Origin of the sequence: Janthinobacterium sp. J1-1, assembly GCF_030944405.1 — a bacterium.
Lineage (GTDB): Bacteria > Pseudomonadota > Gammaproteobacteria > Burkholderiales > Burkholderiaceae_D > Janthinobacterium.
Genome location: NZ_CP132339.1, coordinates 3381463 through 3399202 on the forward strand (window position 1 = coordinate 3381463; position 17740 = coordinate 3399202).

15 protein-coding genes are annotated in these 17740 nt (G+C 61.9%); 10 read left to right on the forward strand and 5 right to left on the reverse strand.

Annotated elements, in window-relative coordinates; genetic code table 11:
- Positions 1-32: 32 nt before the first annotated feature.
- Positions 33-869, forward strand: coding sequence for a formate dehydrogenase accessory sulfurtransferase FdhD (gene fdhD, locus Q8L25_RS15425; RefSeq protein WP_308920187.1), 837 nt, complete (start codon positions 33-35; stop codon positions 867-869).
- A gap of 117 nt (positions 870-986) precedes the next feature.
- Positions 987-1748: a GNAT family N-acyltransferase gene (locus tag Q8L25_RS15430; protein WP_308920188.1), complete on the forward strand. Its 762-nt coding sequence runs from the start codon at positions 987-989 to the stop codon at positions 1746-1748.
- 169 nt (positions 1749-1917) lie between these two features.
- On the opposite strand, the gene Q8L25_RS15435 is transcribed toward Q8L25_RS15430, so the two are convergent.
- Together Q8L25_RS15435 and Q8L25_RS15440 are read right to left on the reverse strand one after the other, a co-directional pair.
- Positions 1918-2205, reverse strand: coding sequence for a hypothetical protein (locus tag Q8L25_RS15435; protein WP_308920189.1), 288 nt, complete (start codon positions 2203-2205; stop codon positions 1918-1920).
- A 165-nt stretch (positions 2206-2370) separates the two neighbouring features.
- Positions 2371-3069, reverse strand: a complete 699-nt coding sequence (locus Q8L25_RS15440; protein WP_308925734.1) for an ABC transporter ATP-binding protein — start codon at positions 3067-3069, stop codon at positions 2371-2373.
- Between the two features lie 384 nt (positions 3070-3453).
- On the opposite strand from Q8L25_RS15440, the gene egtD reads away from it, so the two are divergent.
- Positions 3454-4452, forward strand: a complete 999-nt coding sequence (egtD, locus tag Q8L25_RS15445; RefSeq protein ID WP_308920190.1) for an L-histidine N(alpha)-methyltransferase — start codon at positions 3454-3456, stop codon at positions 4450-4452.
- A 9-nt stretch (positions 4453-4461) separates the two neighbouring features.
- Positions 4462-5736: an ergothioneine biosynthesis protein EgtB gene (gene egtB, locus Q8L25_RS15450; protein WP_308920191.1), complete on the forward strand. Its 1275-nt coding sequence runs from the start codon at positions 4462-4464 to the stop codon at positions 5734-5736.
- A 144-nt stretch (positions 5737-5880) separates the two neighbouring features.
- On the opposite strand, the gene Q8L25_RS15455 is transcribed toward egtB, so the two are convergent.
- Entirely contained in the window at positions 5881-7461 is a 1581-nt protein-coding gene (locus Q8L25_RS15455; protein ID WP_308920192.1) for a methyl-accepting chemotaxis protein, read from the reverse strand.
- 166 nt (positions 7462-7627) lie between these two features.
- On the reverse strand, positions 7628-9334 hold the full coding sequence (gene leuA / locus Q8L25_RS15460) for a 2-isopropylmalate synthase (RefSeq protein ID WP_308920193.1): 1707 nt from the start codon (positions 9332-9334) through the stop codon (positions 7628-7630).
- Between the two features lie 499 nt (positions 9335-9833).
- Here leuA and Q8L25_RS15465 point away from each other — a divergent pair, with 499 nt between their 5' ends.
- From Q8L25_RS15465 to Q8L25_RS15490, 6 genes are all read left to right on the forward strand, one after another.
- Positions 9834-10745: a patatin-like phospholipase family protein gene (locus Q8L25_RS15465; protein ID WP_308920194.1), complete on the forward strand. Its 912-nt coding sequence runs from the start codon at positions 9834-9836 to the stop codon at positions 10743-10745.
- Between the two features lie 69 nt (positions 10746-10814).
- On the forward strand, positions 10815-11222 hold the full coding sequence (locus Q8L25_RS15470; RefSeq protein ID WP_308920195.1) for a heme-binding protein: 408 nt from the start codon (positions 10815-10817) through the stop codon (positions 11220-11222).
- Positions 11223-11679: 457 nt separating this feature from the next.
- The gene (gene carA, locus Q8L25_RS15475) at positions 11680-12858 is read left to right on the forward strand and encodes a glutamine-hydrolyzing carbamoyl-phosphate synthase small subunit (protein ID WP_308920196.1); all 1179 of its coding nucleotides are present in this window, start codon (positions 11680-11682) and stop codon (positions 12856-12858) included.
- The gene (carB, locus tag Q8L25_RS15480; protein ID WP_308920197.1) at positions 12851-16087 is read left to right on the forward strand and encodes a carbamoyl-phosphate synthase large subunit; all 3237 of its coding nucleotides are present in this window, start codon (positions 12851-12853) and stop codon (positions 16085-16087) included. The genes carA and carB overlap by 8 nt, the downstream gene beginning before the upstream one ends.
- A gap of 157 nt (positions 16088-16244) precedes the next feature.
- A complete protein-coding gene (gene greA / locus Q8L25_RS15485; protein ID WP_308920198.1) occupies positions 16245-16721 on the forward strand; it encodes a transcription elongation factor GreA in 477 nt (158 codons plus the stop codon).
- Positions 16721-17164 carry a DUF4149 domain-containing protein gene (locus tag Q8L25_RS15490; protein WP_308920199.1) on the forward strand — a complete coding sequence of 148 codons (444 nt, stop codon included), beginning with the start codon at positions 16721-16723 and terminating at the stop codon, positions 17162-17164. Before greA ends, Q8L25_RS15490 begins: the two co-directional genes overlap by 1 nt.
- Before the next feature lie 90 nt (positions 17165-17254).
- On the opposite strand, the gene Q8L25_RS15495 is transcribed toward Q8L25_RS15490, so the two are convergent.
- Positions 17255-17725: a YhbY family RNA-binding protein gene (locus Q8L25_RS15495; RefSeq protein ID WP_308920200.1), complete on the reverse strand. Its 471-nt coding sequence runs from the start codon at positions 17723-17725 to the stop codon at positions 17255-17257.
- Positions 17726-17740 lie beyond the last annotated feature (15 nt).

The following is a 17740-nucleotide window of genomic DNA, read 5'->3' on the forward strand; positions in this document are numbered from 1 at the left end:
CTGGTTTACCATGGGGCTTGCATAGAAATCCCATGGTAGCCATGTCAGCAGATACTGAAACATCCGAAATCGAGCGCGCCGGCTTTGTCGAGCGCGCCATCGTGCGCCATCGCGGCGCCGGCAGCACCCCCGCCATCGACCATGTCGCCGAGGAAATCCCGGTCGCGCTGGTCTTCAACGGCATCTCCCACGTGGTCATGATGGCCACCCCGCGCGACCTCGAAGCATTCGCCTGTGGCTTTGCGCTGACCGAAGGCGTGGTGGCGTCGGCCGCCGCCATTTTCGACTGCGAAGTATTCCTGCGTCCTGATTCGGCCGAAGTGGCGATGACCATCGCCCAGGAAGACTTCGTGCGCCTGAAAGACCGCCGCCGCGCGCTGACGGGCCGCAGCGGCTGCGGCGTATGCGGCATCGACAGCCTGGAAATGCTCGACCTGCGGCCGGAAGCGCTGCCGCCGGCGCTGATCACGGTCGACTTGCCGCAAGCGCTGGCGAAGGCCGCCGACGGCCTGCGCGCGCACCAGGCGCTGATGCAGGCCACCGGTGGCGTGCATGCGGCCGCCTGGTGCACGCCAGAGGGCGAGATCGTGCACGTGTTCGAGGATATCGGCCGCCACAATGGCCTCGACAAGCTGATCGGCCACCTGGCCCTGCAAGGCGCCGACCTGCGGCGCGGCTTCGTGTTTCTGTCCAGCCGCGGCAGCTACGAGCTGGCGCGCAAGGCGGCGCGCATGCGGATTCCCTTGCTGGCGACCATCTCCGCGCCCAGCTCGCTGGCCATCCGCATCGCCACCGAGGCGGGCATGAAACTGGTGGGTTTCTGCCGCCAGGATGCATTTGTTGATTACACGCCACACATCACCTTGTAGCCATCCGCTTGCCGCCAGAGGGGTTTGACTTGCGTCATGGAAATGACATTCCACTGTCATTTTCCTGACATATTAGGCAAGTACGCTGGAGTCGTCTTGTTCACCAGGGATGACACCATGCAAAACATAATCGCTACAAACGACACCAAGTCGCGGCCGGTACAACTGGTACTCAGCCAGGCAAGCACGGCCGAAGAGCTGCGCGAAGTACAGCGCCTGCGCTACAAGGTCTTTATCGAAACCATGGGCCTGACGTCGCTGGCCAATGCCGATGGCCTCGACAGCGACGAGTTCGACGCCCATTGCGATCACCTGATCGTGCGCGACGCCGATACCCTCAAAGTGGTCGGTACCTACCGCGTGCTGAGCGCCTCCAAGGCCGCCAAGCTGGGGCGCTTGTACTCCGAAAATGAATTCGACCTGAGCCGCCTGAACCACCTGCGCGGCCGCATGGTCGAAGCGGGGCGCGCCTGCATCCATCCGAAGTACCGTGGCGGCAGCGTGATCATGCTGTTGTGGTCGGGCCTGGCGGAGTACATGCGCCGCGAGCGCTGCGACTACCTGGTCGGTTGCGCCAGCATCAGCCTGGCCGACGGTGGCCACAATGCGGTGGCGGTTTACCAGGCGCTGGCGGAAAAGCATCTGGCGCCGTCCGAGTACCGCGTCACGCCGCACCTGCCGTTCCCTATCCACAAGGTGGAAGCGGCCCAGAAGCCGCAAGTGCCGCCATTGATCAAGGGTTACCTGCGTTCAGGCGCGTGGATTTGCGGCGAACCGGCCTGGGATCCTGATTTCGAGAGTGCCGACATGTTCATGATGATGCCGCTGGCGAATCTGGACGAGCGCTATGCGCGTCATTACGGGGTGACGCCGGTCTGATGGAATAGCAGGGTAGGGCGAGATGGAACCTGGTGGCAGAAACAGACAGCATGGTTTGGGCTGTGCTTCCTTGATGTTGCCAGGGTTTGCTCTGTCAGGAGCGCACTGCAGGTAGTGGCCGAGTGGGCGGCGCCAGGAGCGCGGGCCGGGCCAGGCAAGGGCAAGAAGATCAGTGGGTCGCGGTCGACGTCAATTCTTTCAGGTCGCGGATCGAGATCTCCGACTTTTCATGCATGCGCAACAAAATCGTCGCGCCCACGGCCAACTTGCCGTGGCGTATCTTGCTGATGATGGGCGGCTGCACTTCCAGCACGCGGCACAATTCCGCATCATTTTTCAAATTGAGCTTTTCAATCAGGGTGTCGAGCAGCTTGTTGGGAACAAAGCTCGATGGTTCCAGCGCACGCGCCCGGTTCATCGCTTCGATCATTTCCAGTTTCTTTTGCCGAACGTTCATATACTCCTCCTTCAGGCCAGGGTAGGGACGGAACCGCTGCCGGTTCCGCTGTGGGTGTTATCGCAGCACCGCCTTCGATGGTCATATTGTCAATCAACATTGGCACCAAGGCAATTTTATGGATAATACTACGATAACAAAATTTGTGATAGATGGTCAGTAAAATTAACTAAGTGTTTCGCGCATTTTTGCGGCGCCTGTTGTATTTTGCAAGCCGTCGCGGGTCAGTATCATGGTCCGGTCGGCCATTTCGGCGGCCGCCACCGAATGCGTGACCATGATGGCGCAGCTGCCGTTGGCCTTGATCTCGGCGCGCAGCAATTGCAGGATGCCATGCGCGGTTTCCGGATCGAGGTTGCCGGTCGGCTCGTCGGCCAGCACCAGCGCCGGCTTGTGCACCAGGGCGCGGGCGATCGCCACGCGCTGCATTTCGCCGCCCGACAACTGCTGCGGAAAGTCGCCACCGCGTCCGCCGAGTCCGACCGCGTCCAGCATGCTGGCCGCGCGTTCCTGGGGCAGGCCATTGAGCAGCAGGGGCAGGGCCACGTTCTGCAGCAGGGTCAGGTGCGGCAGCACGTGAAAGGCCTGGAAGATGAAACCCATGCGGGCGCGGCGCAAGCGCGTCGCGGCGGTATCGTCCAGGCTGGACATGGCGATGCCATCGATCCATATCGGCTGTGCTTCAAGGCCGGGACCCGCGTCGGGCGTGTCGAGGCCGGCGATCAGGTTCAGCAGGGTCGACTTGCCGACACCGGAGTCGCCCATGATGGCAATGAATTCGCCCGCCGCGAAGCGGCACGACAGATTGGCCAGCACGGGGCGCGCGTTGGCATAGGACTTGGACAGATGGCGCAATTCGAGCATGGTGGTCACGATCTTGGTAGCAAGATTAAAAGCGGCGGCACGCGGGGAAGAGGGGTGCCTGGAAACGACATTGGCGCGCGGCGGATTGTTTGGCCGGCAATGTGGAGTATACGACAGCCTTGTTTCTTTTGCTTGCACAACTTCATTTACGCAACAAAGTGTGTATCGGATTCAACTGATGACGAAAAAAAACGCATGAAAGGTAAGTGAACTGGCGTACGGCTGGGGTTTGAATATTCGGCTATGATGGAAAAACGTCATCGCCATGCCGTTGCGAAACAGGTGCCTGTCAGCCGTTTCCACTATGACGCGATGCTTGAACTGCGCCGCTGCGGCCTTGCGGCCGTGACCGTTGTTGCTACCTCTCACAATCTCAGCCAGCCCATGACCAAGACCTTTGCGCCGCCATCGACAGATCTTCGCCAGCCCGCCACCGCCCCCCTTTTGAAGGCGGCAGCCACTCCTGCAACGATAGCCGAGGTGGCGCAAGGCCTGCTGGCGCCATCCGCCTGGACCTCGCCCAAGTACTTGTACGATGCGCTGGGTTCCAAATTGTTTGAAGCCATCTGCGTCTTGCCCGAGTACTATCCGACGCGCACCGAGGCCGCCATCTTTGCCCGTCACGGCGCCGACATGGCGCAAGCCGTGGGGCCGGGCAGCACCCTGGTCGACCTGGGCGCCGGCAATTGCGCCAAGGCCGCCAGCCTGTTCCCGCTGTTACAGCCGGCGCAGTACGTGGCCATTGATATCTCGTATGATTTTCTCAGCGAATCGCTGGGCCGGCTGCAGCAGCGCTTTCCGGCGATCGACATGCTGGGCCTGGGGCTGGACTTTTTCAGCGGCCTGGAGCTGCCCGCGTCGGTGCGCGACAGCAAGCGGCTGTTTTTCTATCCCGGTTCCTCGATCGGCAATTTCACGCCGGACCAGGCCATCGCCTTTTTGCGCGAGGTGCGCGCCAGCGCCGGCCCCGACGGCGGCTTGCTGATTGGCGTCGACCTGATCAAGGACGATGCCGTGCTCGACGCCGCCTACGATGACGCGCTGGGCGTCACGGCCGCGTTCAACCTGAACATGCTGCGCCACCTGAACTGCTTGATGGGCGCCGATTTCGACGTGCGGCAATGGCGGCACCACGGCTTTTTCAATCCCCGCGAGAGCCGCGTCGAGATGCACCTGGAAGCGCGCAGCGAGCAGCTGGTGCGCTGGCAGGGCGGCCAGCGGCGCTTTGCCAAGGGCGAATGCATCCACACGGAAGACAGTTATAAATATACGCGGGCCAGTTTTGTCGGGCTGCTGGAACAGGCCGGCTTTGCCACCGCCCAGGTCTGGACCGATGAGCAGAACTGGTTTGCCGTGATCCACGCGCGCGCCATCCGCGACTAAGGAGCTTACATGCACGCCGCCCATAGCCAGGCCCAAGCCGCCAGCCATCCCTTGCTGGAACACTACCAGCGCGTGCGCCAGCACTCGCTGCAGCTGGCCGCGCCGCTGTCCGACGAGGATTGCGGCGCGCAGTCGATGCCCGACGCCAGCCCCGTGAAATGGCATCTGGCCCATACCACCTGGTTTTTCGAGACGTTTATCCTGGAAACGCTGGAAGACGGCTTTGCGCCGTTCCACCCGGCCTTCCGGGTGCTGTTCAATTCCTATTACAACGGCATCGGCGACAAGCACCCGCGTGCCCAGCGCGGCTTGCTGACACGGCCCGGCATGGCGCAGGTGCGCGCCTACCGCGCCGACGTCGACGCACGCATGGCGCGCCTGATGGACGGCGGCCTGGCCCCGGCGCAGCAGGAACGCCTGGCCATGCTGCTGACCCTGGGTCTGGAACACGAACAGCAGCACCAGGAGCTGTTGCTGACCGACGTCAAGCACCTGCTGGCGCAAAGCGCGCTGTTTCCCGCTTATCTGGACGCGCCTTCCGCGCGCGCGGTGGCGGCACCAAGCGGCAAGGCGGGCTGGATCGCGTTTGACGGCGGCTTGAGCGAGATCGGTTACGCGGGCGAGGGCTTTTGCTTCGACAATGAATTGCCGCGTCACCAGCAATTCGTCGCCCCGTTCGAGCTCGCCTCCAGCCTGGTCACCAACGGCGAATACCTGGCCTTTATCGAGGCCGGTGGCTACCGCAATGCCAGCCTGTGGCTGGCCGAGGGCTGGGACTGGGTGCGTAGCCAGGGCCTGGCATGCCCGCTGTACTGGCAGCAGGACGGCTCGGGCAACTGGCTGGAATTTACCCTGCATGGCCTGCAGCCACTGGATATGGAGCGGCCGGCCACCCACCTGTCGCTGTTCGAAGCGGACGCCTACGCCCACTGGGCCGGCGCGCGCCTGCCGACGGAGGCGGAGTGGGAGCTGGCGGCGCACGGCGTGCCGATGCAGTGCGGCCAGCTGCATCCGGCCGCGGCGGTGCCCGGCGCCGGCTTGCGCCAACTGTTCGGCCACTGCTGGCAATGGACCAGCAGCAGCTATGCGCCGTATCCCGGCTACCGCACGGCGCCTGGCGCGCTCGGTGAATACAACGGCAAGTTCATGCTGAACCAGTATGTGCTGCGCGGCTCGTCCTGCGCCACGCCGGCCGGCCATGCGCGCGCCAGCTACCGCAATTTCTTCCCGGCCGGCGCGCGCTGGCAATTTACAGGCATACGCCTGGCGCGCCAGGTCGACTGAGAACGCCTAACCAAACCTACTACGCGTCGGTATAGGCAGCTTGCGATGCTCACTGCCTCGGCGGCCCCGTGCATGCGCACAGCTGCGCTTCTCGGCCGCCTCTCCCTTCCGCTCGCTACGGTTTTGTTAGGCGTTGTAAAGGTATCAAACCAGTGCCAACTGACGTCGGCCTGTTTGCTGCTGGTCCAGCTTGAACTGGCTGACCAGCGTTTCCAGTTCGCCGGCCTGGTCGTGCATGGCGGCGGCCGCTGCGGCTGCCTGTTCCACCAGCGCCGCGTTTTGCTGGGTGGTCTGGTCCATCTGCATGATGGCGGCATTGATCTGTTCGATGCCTTCGCTCTGCTCGTGGTTGGCCGTGCTGATCTCGCCGACGATGGCGCTGACCCGGCCCACGCTGGCCACCACTTCGTCCATGGTGCTGCCGGCCTGGCTGACCAGCCGCGCACCCTGGTCGACCTGGCTGACGGAGTCGGCGATCAGCGCCTTGATTTCCCTGGCCGCCGCGCTCGACCGCTGTGCCAGGTTGCGCACTTCGGTGGCAACCACGGCAAAGCCGCGGCCCTGTTCGCCGGCGCGCGCCGCTTCCACCGCCGCGTTCAGCGCCAGGATATTGGTCTGGAAGGCGATGCCGTCGATCACGCCGATAATGTCGACAATTTTCTTCGATGAGCTATTGATGGCGTCCATGGTGCCGATCACCTGCGCCATGGCGGTGCCGCCGCGCTGCGCCACTGCGGCGGCGGAGCGGGCCAGCTGGTCGGCCTGGCGCGCGTTGTCGCTGTTGCTGCGCACGGTGCCCGTCATCTCGATCATCGACGAAGCGGTCTCTTCCAGAGCACTGGCCTGGGCTTCGGTGCGGGCCGACAGGTCGGCATTGCCGCTGGCAATTTCGCTCGACGCCACGGCAATCGCACCGGTGCCGCCGCGTACCTGCCCCACCAGTGCGGCCAGGTTGTCGTTCATCTCGCGCAGCGCCTGCAGCAGCTGCCCCGTTTCATCCTTGCCATCGGCCACGATCTTGCTGCTCAGGTCGCCCGCCGCCACCGCGCGCGCCACGGTCAATGCATACGCCAGCGGGGCGGTGATCGAGCGCGTCACATACCTGGCAAACAGCACGCCCAGCAGCACGGCGGCCGCGCCCAGGCCGGACATCATGATATTGGCCAGCGAAATGTTTTGCTGGATCTGTTCGCCGCCTTGCAGCACCATGCCGCGCTGCAGGTCATTGAGGGTATTGACGGTCGCTTGCAGGCTGGCCAGGGCCGGCAGGGTATCCTTGCGCACATGCTCGGCGGCCGCTTCGCGCTGGCCGGCCATCAGCAGCTTGTCGGCCTGGCTGAAGGAGGCGACATAAGCCTTGCGCTGCTGCTTCAGGGTGGCCAGCAGGCTCAGGCCTTTGGGCGTGTGCACCAGTTGGTCGAGCACCTCCAGCGATTTGGTGATGGTGATTTTATTGGCGTCGATCTCGGCGTGGATGGCGTTCGAGTGGGCCCCATCCTCATGGATGAACAGCTCCAGCACCAGCGCCGCGTTCGAGCGCGTGGTGCTGCGGATGGTGGCGATGGCATCGGCCTTGGCCCAGTCGCTCTGGATAATGAACTCGCTGAGCGCGCCTATCTTGTCGAGTCGCAACAGGCCGGTGGCGATCAGCACCACCATCAGCAGCAATACCATGCCAAAACCCGCGCCCAGCCGTGCGCCTATCTTCATGTCCGTCAATTTCATGATGCTTCCTTCGGTAGCTATTGCATAGTCTCCGATGGTCTTCTTCTCATTTGATTATACGGTTTGTGATACCTGGATGGCATCAATGTGGCCACTGGAAATGAAAAAAGCGGAACGACCGTCAAGTCATTCCGCTTTTTCTCCTATGAGAATCGCTGCCTGGTGCTTACGCGGCGGCGGCTGGCGTTACCGCCGCTGTTGTTTTTTCGCCTTCCGTTTGCTTGATGCGGCGGTTCACGGCCGACAGGACGGCCTTGAACGAGGCGGTGACGATATTGCTGTCGATGGCCGCGCCGAACAGGGTCGGGCCGTTATCGAGGCGCAGCTCGACATAGCAGGCGGCCTTGGCGTTGGCGCCCGAACCGATCGAGTGCTCGTGGTAGTCCATCAGCTTGATGTCGAGACCGAGCGCATTGACGAAGGCGTCGATCGGACCATTGCCGCCGCCCTGCAGCGCCAGTGGCGACTGGCGGTGCGACAGGCTGATGTCGATCTGCACCGATTCGTCGCTGCTGGTGTCTTCCACCATGCGGTGCGAGCCGTAGGCGTAGGGCGCGGTCTGTTCCAGGTATTCCTTCTGGAAGATGTCGTGGATGTCCTGTGCGGCGATTTCGCGGCCGGTGGCGTCGGCCACGGCTTGCACGGCGCGCGAGAATTCGATCTGCAGGCGGCGCGGCAAGACCAGGCCGTATTCCTGTTCCAGCAAGTACGCCATGCCGCCCTTGCCGGACTGGCTGTTGACGCGGATCACGGCGTCGTAGCTGCGGCCCAGGTCGGCCGGATCGATCGGCAAGTACGGTACTTCCCAGATGCTGTCCGGTTGCTGCTTGGCAAAACCTTTTTTGATCGCATCCTGGTGCGAGCCGGAGAACGCGGTAAACACCAGGTCGCCCGCATACGGGTGGCGCGGGTGGACCGGCAACTGGTTGCATTCTTCCACGCACTTGCGCACGGTATCGATATCGGAGAAATCCAGGCCCGGGTGCACGCCCTGCGTGTACAAATTCATCGCCAGGGTGACCAGGTCGACGTTGCCGGTGCGCTCGCCATTGCCGAACAAACAGCCTTCGACCCTGTCGGCGCCGGCCATCACGGCCAGCTCGGCGGAAGCGACGGCCGTGCCGCGGTCATTGTGCGGGTGCACGCTGATGATGATGGAATCGCGGCGCGCCAGCTTGCGCGACATCCATTCGATCTGGTCGGCATACACGTTCGGCGTGCTGCATTCGACGGTCGACGGCAGGTTGATGATCATCTTGTTGGCCGGGGTCGGTTTCCAGATGGCGCTGACGGCGTCGCAGATATGCTTGGAGAAATCGAGTTCGGTGGTCGAGAACGATTCAGGCGTGTATTCGAAGCCCCATTCCGTTTCCGGATGCTGTGCGACCAGCTGTTTCACCAGGGTGGTGCCGGTGGTGGCGATATTGGTGATTTCTTCGCGCGACATGCCGAACACGACTTTGCGGAACACGGGGGCCACCGAATTGTACAGGTGGACGATGGCGCGCTTGGCGCCGACCACGGATTCCACCGTGCGGCGGATCAGCTCTTCACGCGACTGCGTCAGCACGATGATGGTGACGTCGTCCGGGATGCGCTTTTCATCGACCAGTTTGCGCACGAAGTCGAAATCGGTCTGCGAGGCGGACGGGAAACCCACTTCGATTTCCTTCAGGCCGATGGCGATCAGCATTTCAAAGAATCGCAGCTTCTTCTCGGCGCTCATCGGCTCGATCAGCGACTGGTTACCGTCGCGCAAGTCGGTGCTCATCCAGATCGGCGGTTTATCGATGATCTGGTTTGGCCATTGACGGTCGGTCAATTTGACGGGAGGGAAGGCGCGGTATTTGGAAGCTGGATTTTGCAACATCATGATCGGGTACTCCTGAAGATAGGGGGGAATCGAAATTCGGTGTGGCGCAAGCTTGCCGGGCGGCCACGCAACACTAGGCCAGGCAAGCGATCGGTAGTTTTAGCAGGCAGAGTGGGGCAACGGCGCCGGCGGTCGCAAAAGAAACTGTGTGTGGTGCTGGGGATGGTGCAAACATCTCAAACCTTCCAGGGTTTTTTTAAAACACGCCGGCGTGTGGCCAGGCGCAGCAAAGCGGCAAACTCAAGCGCGTGCTAGTAGTAGTCGCGGTAGCGACAGCAGGGAAGGGGATGGAAGTTTGAAGGAGGACATGCAGCCAATGTAATGGAATTTGGGTTTGGCTGTCAAGCAGATTTCTGGCGAGCGGGCAATTTGCGCGCGTCCGCTGGCGCGTCGGCAGAAAATACTTTTAAGCATCGCTTCAGTGGGCGCGGCTCCGCTTGCGCTACAATCTGCGCTTCCCTTTGCTGTCACTGCCGCGCGCGGCTCCTACTCGTCCACTATGCTCCCTAAACGCCTGACCCTGCTTGCCCTGGCCGCCTTTGTGCTGGCCGGCTGCGAAACTCCCGCCCCGAAAACCGTGCAAGTGCTGACGCCGCCCGAGCCGGTGGCTGTCACGCCGCGCAAGATCAAGATCGGGCTGGCGCTGGGCGGCGGCGCGGCGCGCGGCTTTGCCCATATCGGCGTGATCAAGGCGCTCGAATCGCAGGGCATCAATGCCGATATCGTCACCGGCACCAGCGCCGGCAGCGTGGTGGGCGCCTTGTATGCGGCGGGCAACTCCGGCTTTGCATTGCAAAAGATGGCGTTCGACATGGATGAGGCGGCGATCTCGGACTGGGCGCTGCCCCTGTTCGGCAAGTCGTCCGGCGTGCTCAAGGGCGAAGCGCTGCAAAGCTATGTGAACAAGGCGGTGGGCGGCGTGCCGCTGGAAAAACTCAAGATTCCGTTTGGCGTGGTGGCCACCGACCTGAAAAACGGCCAGCCGATCCTGTTTCAGCGTGGCAATACCGGCATGGCCGTGCGCGCCTCGTCGGCCGTGCCGGGCGTGTTCCAGCCGGTGGTGATCGCCGGCCATACCTACGTCGATGGCGGGCTGGTGGCGCCGGTGCCGGTGCGCTTTGCGCGCGACATGGGCGCCGACTTCATTATCGCCGTCAATATTTCCTCGCAAACCGATACCCAGAAAGCCATCAGCTCGATGGAAGTGATCATGCAGACCTTCGCCATCATGGGCCAGCGCATCAACCAGTTCGAACTGAAGGACGCCGACGTGGTGATCCAGCCCAGCCTGGGCACCATGAAAGGCAACGATTTCGCCAGCCGCAACCAGGCCATCCTGGCCGGCGAGCAGGCCACCTTTGCCGTGATGGCGCAGTTGAAGCAAAAGCTGAAGGCCAAACGCGAGCAATAAGGGCTGCCGGTATTGCGGCCGTTTCAGCTACAATTTTGAACCACCGAATCACCATCACAAGGAAGCATCATGCAATCGAAACCGGTACTGAGCCTGGAAGACATCAAGAAAATCGCCGCCGCCGCCGAAGCGGAAGCGGTCAAGAACAACTGGGCGGTGGCGATCGCCATCGTCGATGACGGCGGCCATCTGGTGTGGATGCAACGCATGGACGGCGTGGCGCCGATCTCGTCGCATATCGCGCCCTCGAAAGCCAAGACGGCCGCGCTGGGTCGCCGCGAGTCGCGCATCTATGAAGAGATGATCAATGGCGGCCGCGTATCGTTCCTGAGCGCGCCGGAAATCGACGGCCTGCTCGAAGGCGGCGTGCCCATCATTTACGACGGCCACTATGTGGGCGCCGTTGGCGTGTCGGGCGTGCGCTCGAACGAAGATGCGCAGATTGCAAAAGCCGGTATCGCTGCCCTGACGGCCTAAGAGCCTATCCCAGTAGATGAATACGCCCCCTGCTGGCGCCCCTCAGAAGCGGGGACTGCGTTGCTCGTCGTTGCATGGCTCGCCATGCGGCCTCCTCGCGCCTTGTCCGCGCTCCTGATGAGCTGCAAGCAGAAGACGCTCACTACTGGGATAGGCTCTAAGTAGTAGCCGATATTGCCTGAGAAGCCGCTCCGCGCATGCCGGGCGGCTTTTTTCGTGGTGGGGCGGATTTATGCTGCCGCGCAAAAAAATGCCGCAGATTTCTGAATTTTCGTCCTTGTGGAAAAGCTGCCTTTTGGTTATAATTCAAAGGTTTAGCCAATCACACACATACCGTAGCGACTACCCATCCCATCATTCAAAATGACCGTTGACACACCCTGAGCGCACGCGACTCGGGTAGAGAGACGGTCGGTCTGACGTGGCGCAGCTACGGTAACTTTATCAGGAGTTGCCCTTGCCGCCATTTTTTTCTGGCCCTGCCGTTCCAGCCATATTAGCGCTTGCTGATGGAACGATCTTCAAAGGTTTTTCGATCGGCGCCGCCGGTCATACCACGGGCGAGGTTGTTTTCAATACCTCGATGACCGGGTATCAGGAAATCCTCACCGACCCCAGCTATAGCCGCCAGATGGTCACCCTGACCTATCCGCATATCGGCAATACCGGTGTCAATCCGGAAGACGTCGAATCTTCCAAGGTTCATGCTTCCGGCCTCATCATTCGTGACCTGCCTTTGCTGGCATCCAATTTCCGTTCCACCCTTTCCCTGTCCGACTACCTGAAAGCTGAAAATATCGTCGCCATCGCCGGCATCGATACCCGCAAGCTCACGCGCATCCTGCGTGAAAAAGGTGCGCAGGGCGGCGCCATCCTGGTCGGCACGCAAGGCAACGAACCATCCTCCGCGCAAGCGCTGGACCTGGCCCGTTCCTTCCCCGGCCTGTCCGGCATGGACCTGGCCAAGGTCGTCTCGACCAAGACCGCCTATGAATACCGCGAAACGGAATGGACGCTGGGCGAGGGCTACGGCCAGCTGGCGGACGCCGACGTGAAATTCCACGTGGTCGCCTTCGACTACGGCGTCAAGCGCAATATCCTGCGCATGCTGACGGCGCGCGGCTGCAAGGTCACCGTGCTGCCGGCGCAGGCGACGGCCGAAGAGGCCCTGGCCCTGAATCCGGACGGCATCTTTTTGTCGAACGGTCCCGGCGACCCGGAGCCATGCGACTACGCCATCGCCGCCACCAGGGCACTGATCGAGAAGGGTATCCCGACCTTCGGCATCTGCCTCGGCCACCAGATCATGGCGATCGCTTCCGGCGCGAAAACGCTGAAGATGAAGTTCGGCCACCACGGCGCCAACCACCCGGTGCAAGACCTGGAAACGAAACAGGTCCTGATCACCTCGCAGAACCACGGTTTCGCCGTTGATGCAGCCACCTTGCCTGCCAATTGCCGCGTTACCCATGAATCGCTGTTCGACGGCTCCCTGCAGGGCTTTGCCCGCACGGACAAGCCGGCCTTCTGCTTCCAGGGTCACCCTGAAGCGTCGCCGGGCCCGATGGATGTTGCTTACCTGTTTGACCGCTTCATCAAGCTGATGGACGCGGAGGAGAAAAAGAAAAATGCCTAAACGTTTAGATATCAAAAGTATTCTGATTATTGGCGCTGGCCCGATCGTGATCGGCCAGGCCTGCGAGTTCGACTATTCCGGCGCGCAAGCGTGCAAGGCCCTGCGCGAAGAGGGCTACAAAGTCATCCTGGTCAACAGCAACCCTGCGACCATCATGACCGATCCGGAAATGGCCGATGTCACCTATATCGAACCGATCACTTGGTCGGTGGTCGAGCGCATTATCGCCAAGGAGCGTCCTGACGCGATCCTGCCGACAATGGGCGGCCAGACCGCGCTGAATTGCGCGCTGGACCTGTTCAACAATGGCGTGCTGGCGAAATACAACGTCGAGCTGATCGGCGCATCGCCGGAAGCCATCGACAAGGCCGAAGACCGTTCCAAGTTCAAGGACGCGATGACCAAGATCGGCCTCGGTTCGGCCCGTTCCGGCGTGGCGCACTCGATGGAAGAATCGTGGGCCGTGCAGCGCACGGTCGGTTTCCCGACCATCATCCGTCCATCGTTCACCATGGGCGGTTCCGGTGGCGGCATCGCCTACAACGAAGAAGAATTCGAAACGATTTGCAAGCGCGGCCTGGAAGCCTCGCCGACCAAGGAATTGCTGATCGAAGAATCCTTGCTGGGCTGGAAAGAGTACGAGATGGAAGTGGTCCGCGACAAGGCGGACAACTGCATCATCATCTGCTCGATCGAAAACCTCGATCCGATGGGCGTGCACACGGGCGACTCGATCACGGTCGCGCCGGCACAGACCCTGACCGACAAGGAATACCAGATCATGCGCAACGCCAGCCTGGCGGTCCTGCGCGAGATCGGCGTCGACACCGGTGGCTCGAACGTGCAGTTCTCGATCAACCCGGCCGATGGCCGCATGATCGTCATCGAAATGAATCCGCGCGTGTCGCGTTCCTCGGCACTGGCGTCGAAGGCCACCGGTTTCCCGATTGCGAAGATCGCCGCCAAGCTGGCGGTCGGTTTCACGCTGGACGAATTGCGCAATGAAATCACGGGCGGCGCCACGCCGGCCTCGTTCGAACCGTCGATCGACTACGTCGTCACCAAGATTCCGCGTTTCACGTTCGAGAAATTCCCGACCGCCGACCAGCACCTGACGACGCAGATGAAGTCGGTCGGTGAAGTGATGGCGATCGGCCGCACGTTCCAGGAATCGTTCCAGAAAGCCCTGCGCGGCCTGGAAGTGGGCGTCGACGGCATGAACGAAAAGACCAAGGACCGCGAAAAGATCGAAGAAGAGCTGGGCGAGCCTGGTCCGGAACGCATCTGGTACGTGGGCGACGCGTTTGCCCAGGGCTTCACCCTGGAAGAAGTGCACCAACTGACCAAGATCGACCCGTGGTTCCTGATCCAGATCAAGGAAATCGTCGACCTGGAACTGTGGCTGGACACGCAGAAGCTGGAAAGTCTGGACAAGACCACGCTGTACAAGCTGAAACAAAAAGGCTTCTCGGACCGCCGCCTGGGCTTTTTGCTGCAGACGACCGACACCGCCGTGCGCCAGCAGCGCCATGCGTTGAACATCCGCCCTGTCTACAAGCGCGTCGACACCTGCGCGGCCGAGTTCTCGACCGACACCGCGTACATGTATTCGACCTATGACGAAGAGTGCGAATCGAATCCGACCGACAAGAAAAAGATCATGGTATTGGGCGGTGGCCCGAACCGTATCGGCCAGGGTATCGAGTTCGACTATTGCTGCGTCCATGCCGCTCTTGCCATGCGCGAAGACGGCTACGAGACCATCATGGTCAACTGCAACCCGGAAACCGTGTCGACCGACTACGATACCTCGGACCGCCTGTACTTTGAATCGCTGACGCTGGAAGACGTGCTGGAAATCGTCGCCATCGAAAAACCGGTCGGCGTGATCGTGCAGTACGGCGGCCAGACGCCATTGAAACTGGCGCTGGACCTGGAAGCGAACGGCGTGCCCATCATCGGCACCTCGCCCGACATGATCGATGCGGCCGAAGACCGCGAGCGCTTCCAGCAGATGCTGCACAAGCTGGAACTGCGCCAGCCGCCTAACCGTACCGCCCGCACCGAAGCCGACGCCCTGGCGCTGGCGCAGGAAATCGGCTACCCGCTGGTGGTGCGTCCTTCCTACGTGCTGGGCGGCCGCGCGATGGAAATCGTCCACGAGCAGCGCGACCTCGAGCGCTACATGCGCGAAGCGGTGAAGGTTTCGCACGATTCGCCGGTGCTGCTGGACCGCTTCCTGAACGACGCCATCGAGTGCGACGTCGATTGCATCTCCGACGGCGAAACCACCTTTATCGGCGGCGTGATGGAACACATCGAACAGGCGGGCGTCCACTCGGGCGACTCGGCATGCTCGCTGCCGCCATACTCGCTGGCGCCGGACACCATCGCCGAACTGAAACGCCAGACGGCGCTGATGGCCAAGGGCCTGAACGTGGTCGGCCTGATGAACGTGCAGTTCGCGATCCAGAAGCAGGAGATCGACGGCGAACTGAAAGACGTCGTGTTCGTGCTGGAAGTCAATCCGCGCGCCTCGCGCACCGTGCCTTTCGTCTCGAAAGCCACCGGCTTGCAGCTGGCGAAGATCGCCGCCCGTTGCATGGTCGGCCAGAGCCTGGCGTCGCAAGGCATCACCGAGGAAGTCGTGCCGCCGTATTACAGTGTCAAGGAAGCCGTGTTCCCGTTCGTCAAGTTCCCTGGCGTGGACACCATCCTGGGGCCGGAAATGAAGTCGACCGGCGAAGTGATGGGCGTGGGCCTGACGTTCGGCGAAGCGTTCGTGAAATCGCAGCTGGGCGCCGGCGTGAACCTGCCGAAGACCGGCAAGGTCTTCATCAGCGTGAAGTCGTCGGACAAGCCGCGCGCCGTGCAAGTGGCGCGTGACCTGGTCGACTCCGGCTTTACCGTGGTCGCCACCAAGGGCACGGCGGCCGTGATCGCGGCGGCCGGGATTGCCGTCACGCCAGTGAACAAGGTGATCGAAGGCCGTCCGCACGTGGTCGACATGATCAAGAACCACGAGATCGTGCTGGTGATCAACACGGTTGAAGAAAAACGCAGTGCCATCGTCGATTCGCGGGCCATCCGCACCTCGGCCCTGGCCTCGCGCGTGACGACCTACACCACCATCGCCGGCGCGGAAGCGGCCGTCGAAGGCATCCGTCACCTCGACGAGTTGCGCGTGTACGATCTGCAGGGCCTGCACAAGACCTTGCAACAGGCGTAAGCCAGCGTGTTATTTGCAGTGGCCGCCGTTAGGCGGTACACTGCATGCTTATCAACCACAGAGTTCCGTGCAGAGTAGCGCGCGGCCTCTGTGGTTTTCACTTGGTGACGTCGTTTGCACGACCTGACACTGATAACTAGCAGATAGTAGAGATAACATGACCTCAGTCCCATTGACCAAATTCGGCGCAGAACTCCTGAAAGAAGAGCTGCATCATTTGAAGACCAAGGAACGCCGTATCGTCATCGATGCGATCGCCGAAGCGCGCTCGCACGGCGACCTGTCGGAAAACGCCGAGTACGACGCCGCCAAGGAGCGCCAGGCTTTCGTCGAAGGCCGTATCGCCGAACTCGAAGGCAAGCTGGGCGCCGCGCAAATCATCGATCCGACCACCCTCGACGCGGAAGGCCGCGTGGTGTTCGCGTCGACCGTGAACCTGGAAGACCTGGAGTCGGGCCAGAAAGTGACCTACCAGATCGTCGGCCTCGATGAAGCCGACCTGAAGCTGAACAAGGTTTCCGTCACGTCGCCGATCGCCCGCGCGCTGATCGGCAAGTATGCCGGCGACGTGGTCGAAGTGCAGGCGCCGTCCGGCCCGCGCGAATACGAAATCCTGGAAGTACTGTACATCTGATGCTCACGCGCATCCGCATCCTGGTTGCCACCCTGTGGGCCGGCAGCCTGTGGACCATCGGCTTTGTCGTCGCGCCCACCTTGTTTGGCACCCTGAGCGACCGTGTATTGGCTGGCAATATTGCCGGCAGCATGTTCCGTGCCGAGGCCTGGCTGTCGGTCGCCTGCGCGGTGATCCTGCTGGCCCTGCTGCAATGGGCGCCCGGCGCGCTGGAACCCAAGCGCCGCCGCCTGCTGGGCGCGCTGGTGCTGTCGATGCTGGTGTGCGCGCTGGTCAGCCATTTCGGCATCACGCCGCTGATGGCCGAACTGAAGGCGCAGGCGCCGTCGGGCATCATGGACGACGCCATGCGCAGCCGTTTCGGCATGCTGCATGGCGTATCGACGCTGGTGTTTGCGGTGCAGAGCCTGCTGGCGAGTGTGCTGATCTGGAAACAACACTGACCATGCTGTGATGGCAATAAAAAAGCGGAGCAGGGAAAATCCCATGCTCCGCTTTCTGTTTCAACCGCCTGGCGGCGGTTGAGGTCGGGCTTACTTGCTGCCCAGTGCGCTTTTCTTGGCGCTCTTCTGGCGCGGCTTGGCACGCTTGATCGAACCGCCTTCGGTGACGCGCTCATTGCCCTTGATCATGACTTTCGTCACGCTCGGGCGCTTGGTGCCGCTGGCGCTGGCTTTGACGATGGTCACTTCGCGCATGCCCTTGCCGGAACTGATCTTCTCCTTCACCACTTCTTTTTTCGGACGGTAGATTACCAGCAGTTTGCCTATGTGTTGTACCGGGGCGGCGCCGAGATTGCCGCAAATCGTCTCGTACATTCCGACGCGGGCTTCGCGGTCGTCGCCGAACACGCGCACTTTAATCAGGCCGTGCGAATCGAGGCCCAGGTCAATCTCTTTGAGGACAGCAGGTGTCAAGCCCGCTTCGCCGATAATGACGATAGGCTTCAGCGCGTGTGCTTCGGCGCGCAGTGCGCTGCGCTCAACGGGTGTAAGTTTTAGCATAATAATTTTTAGTAA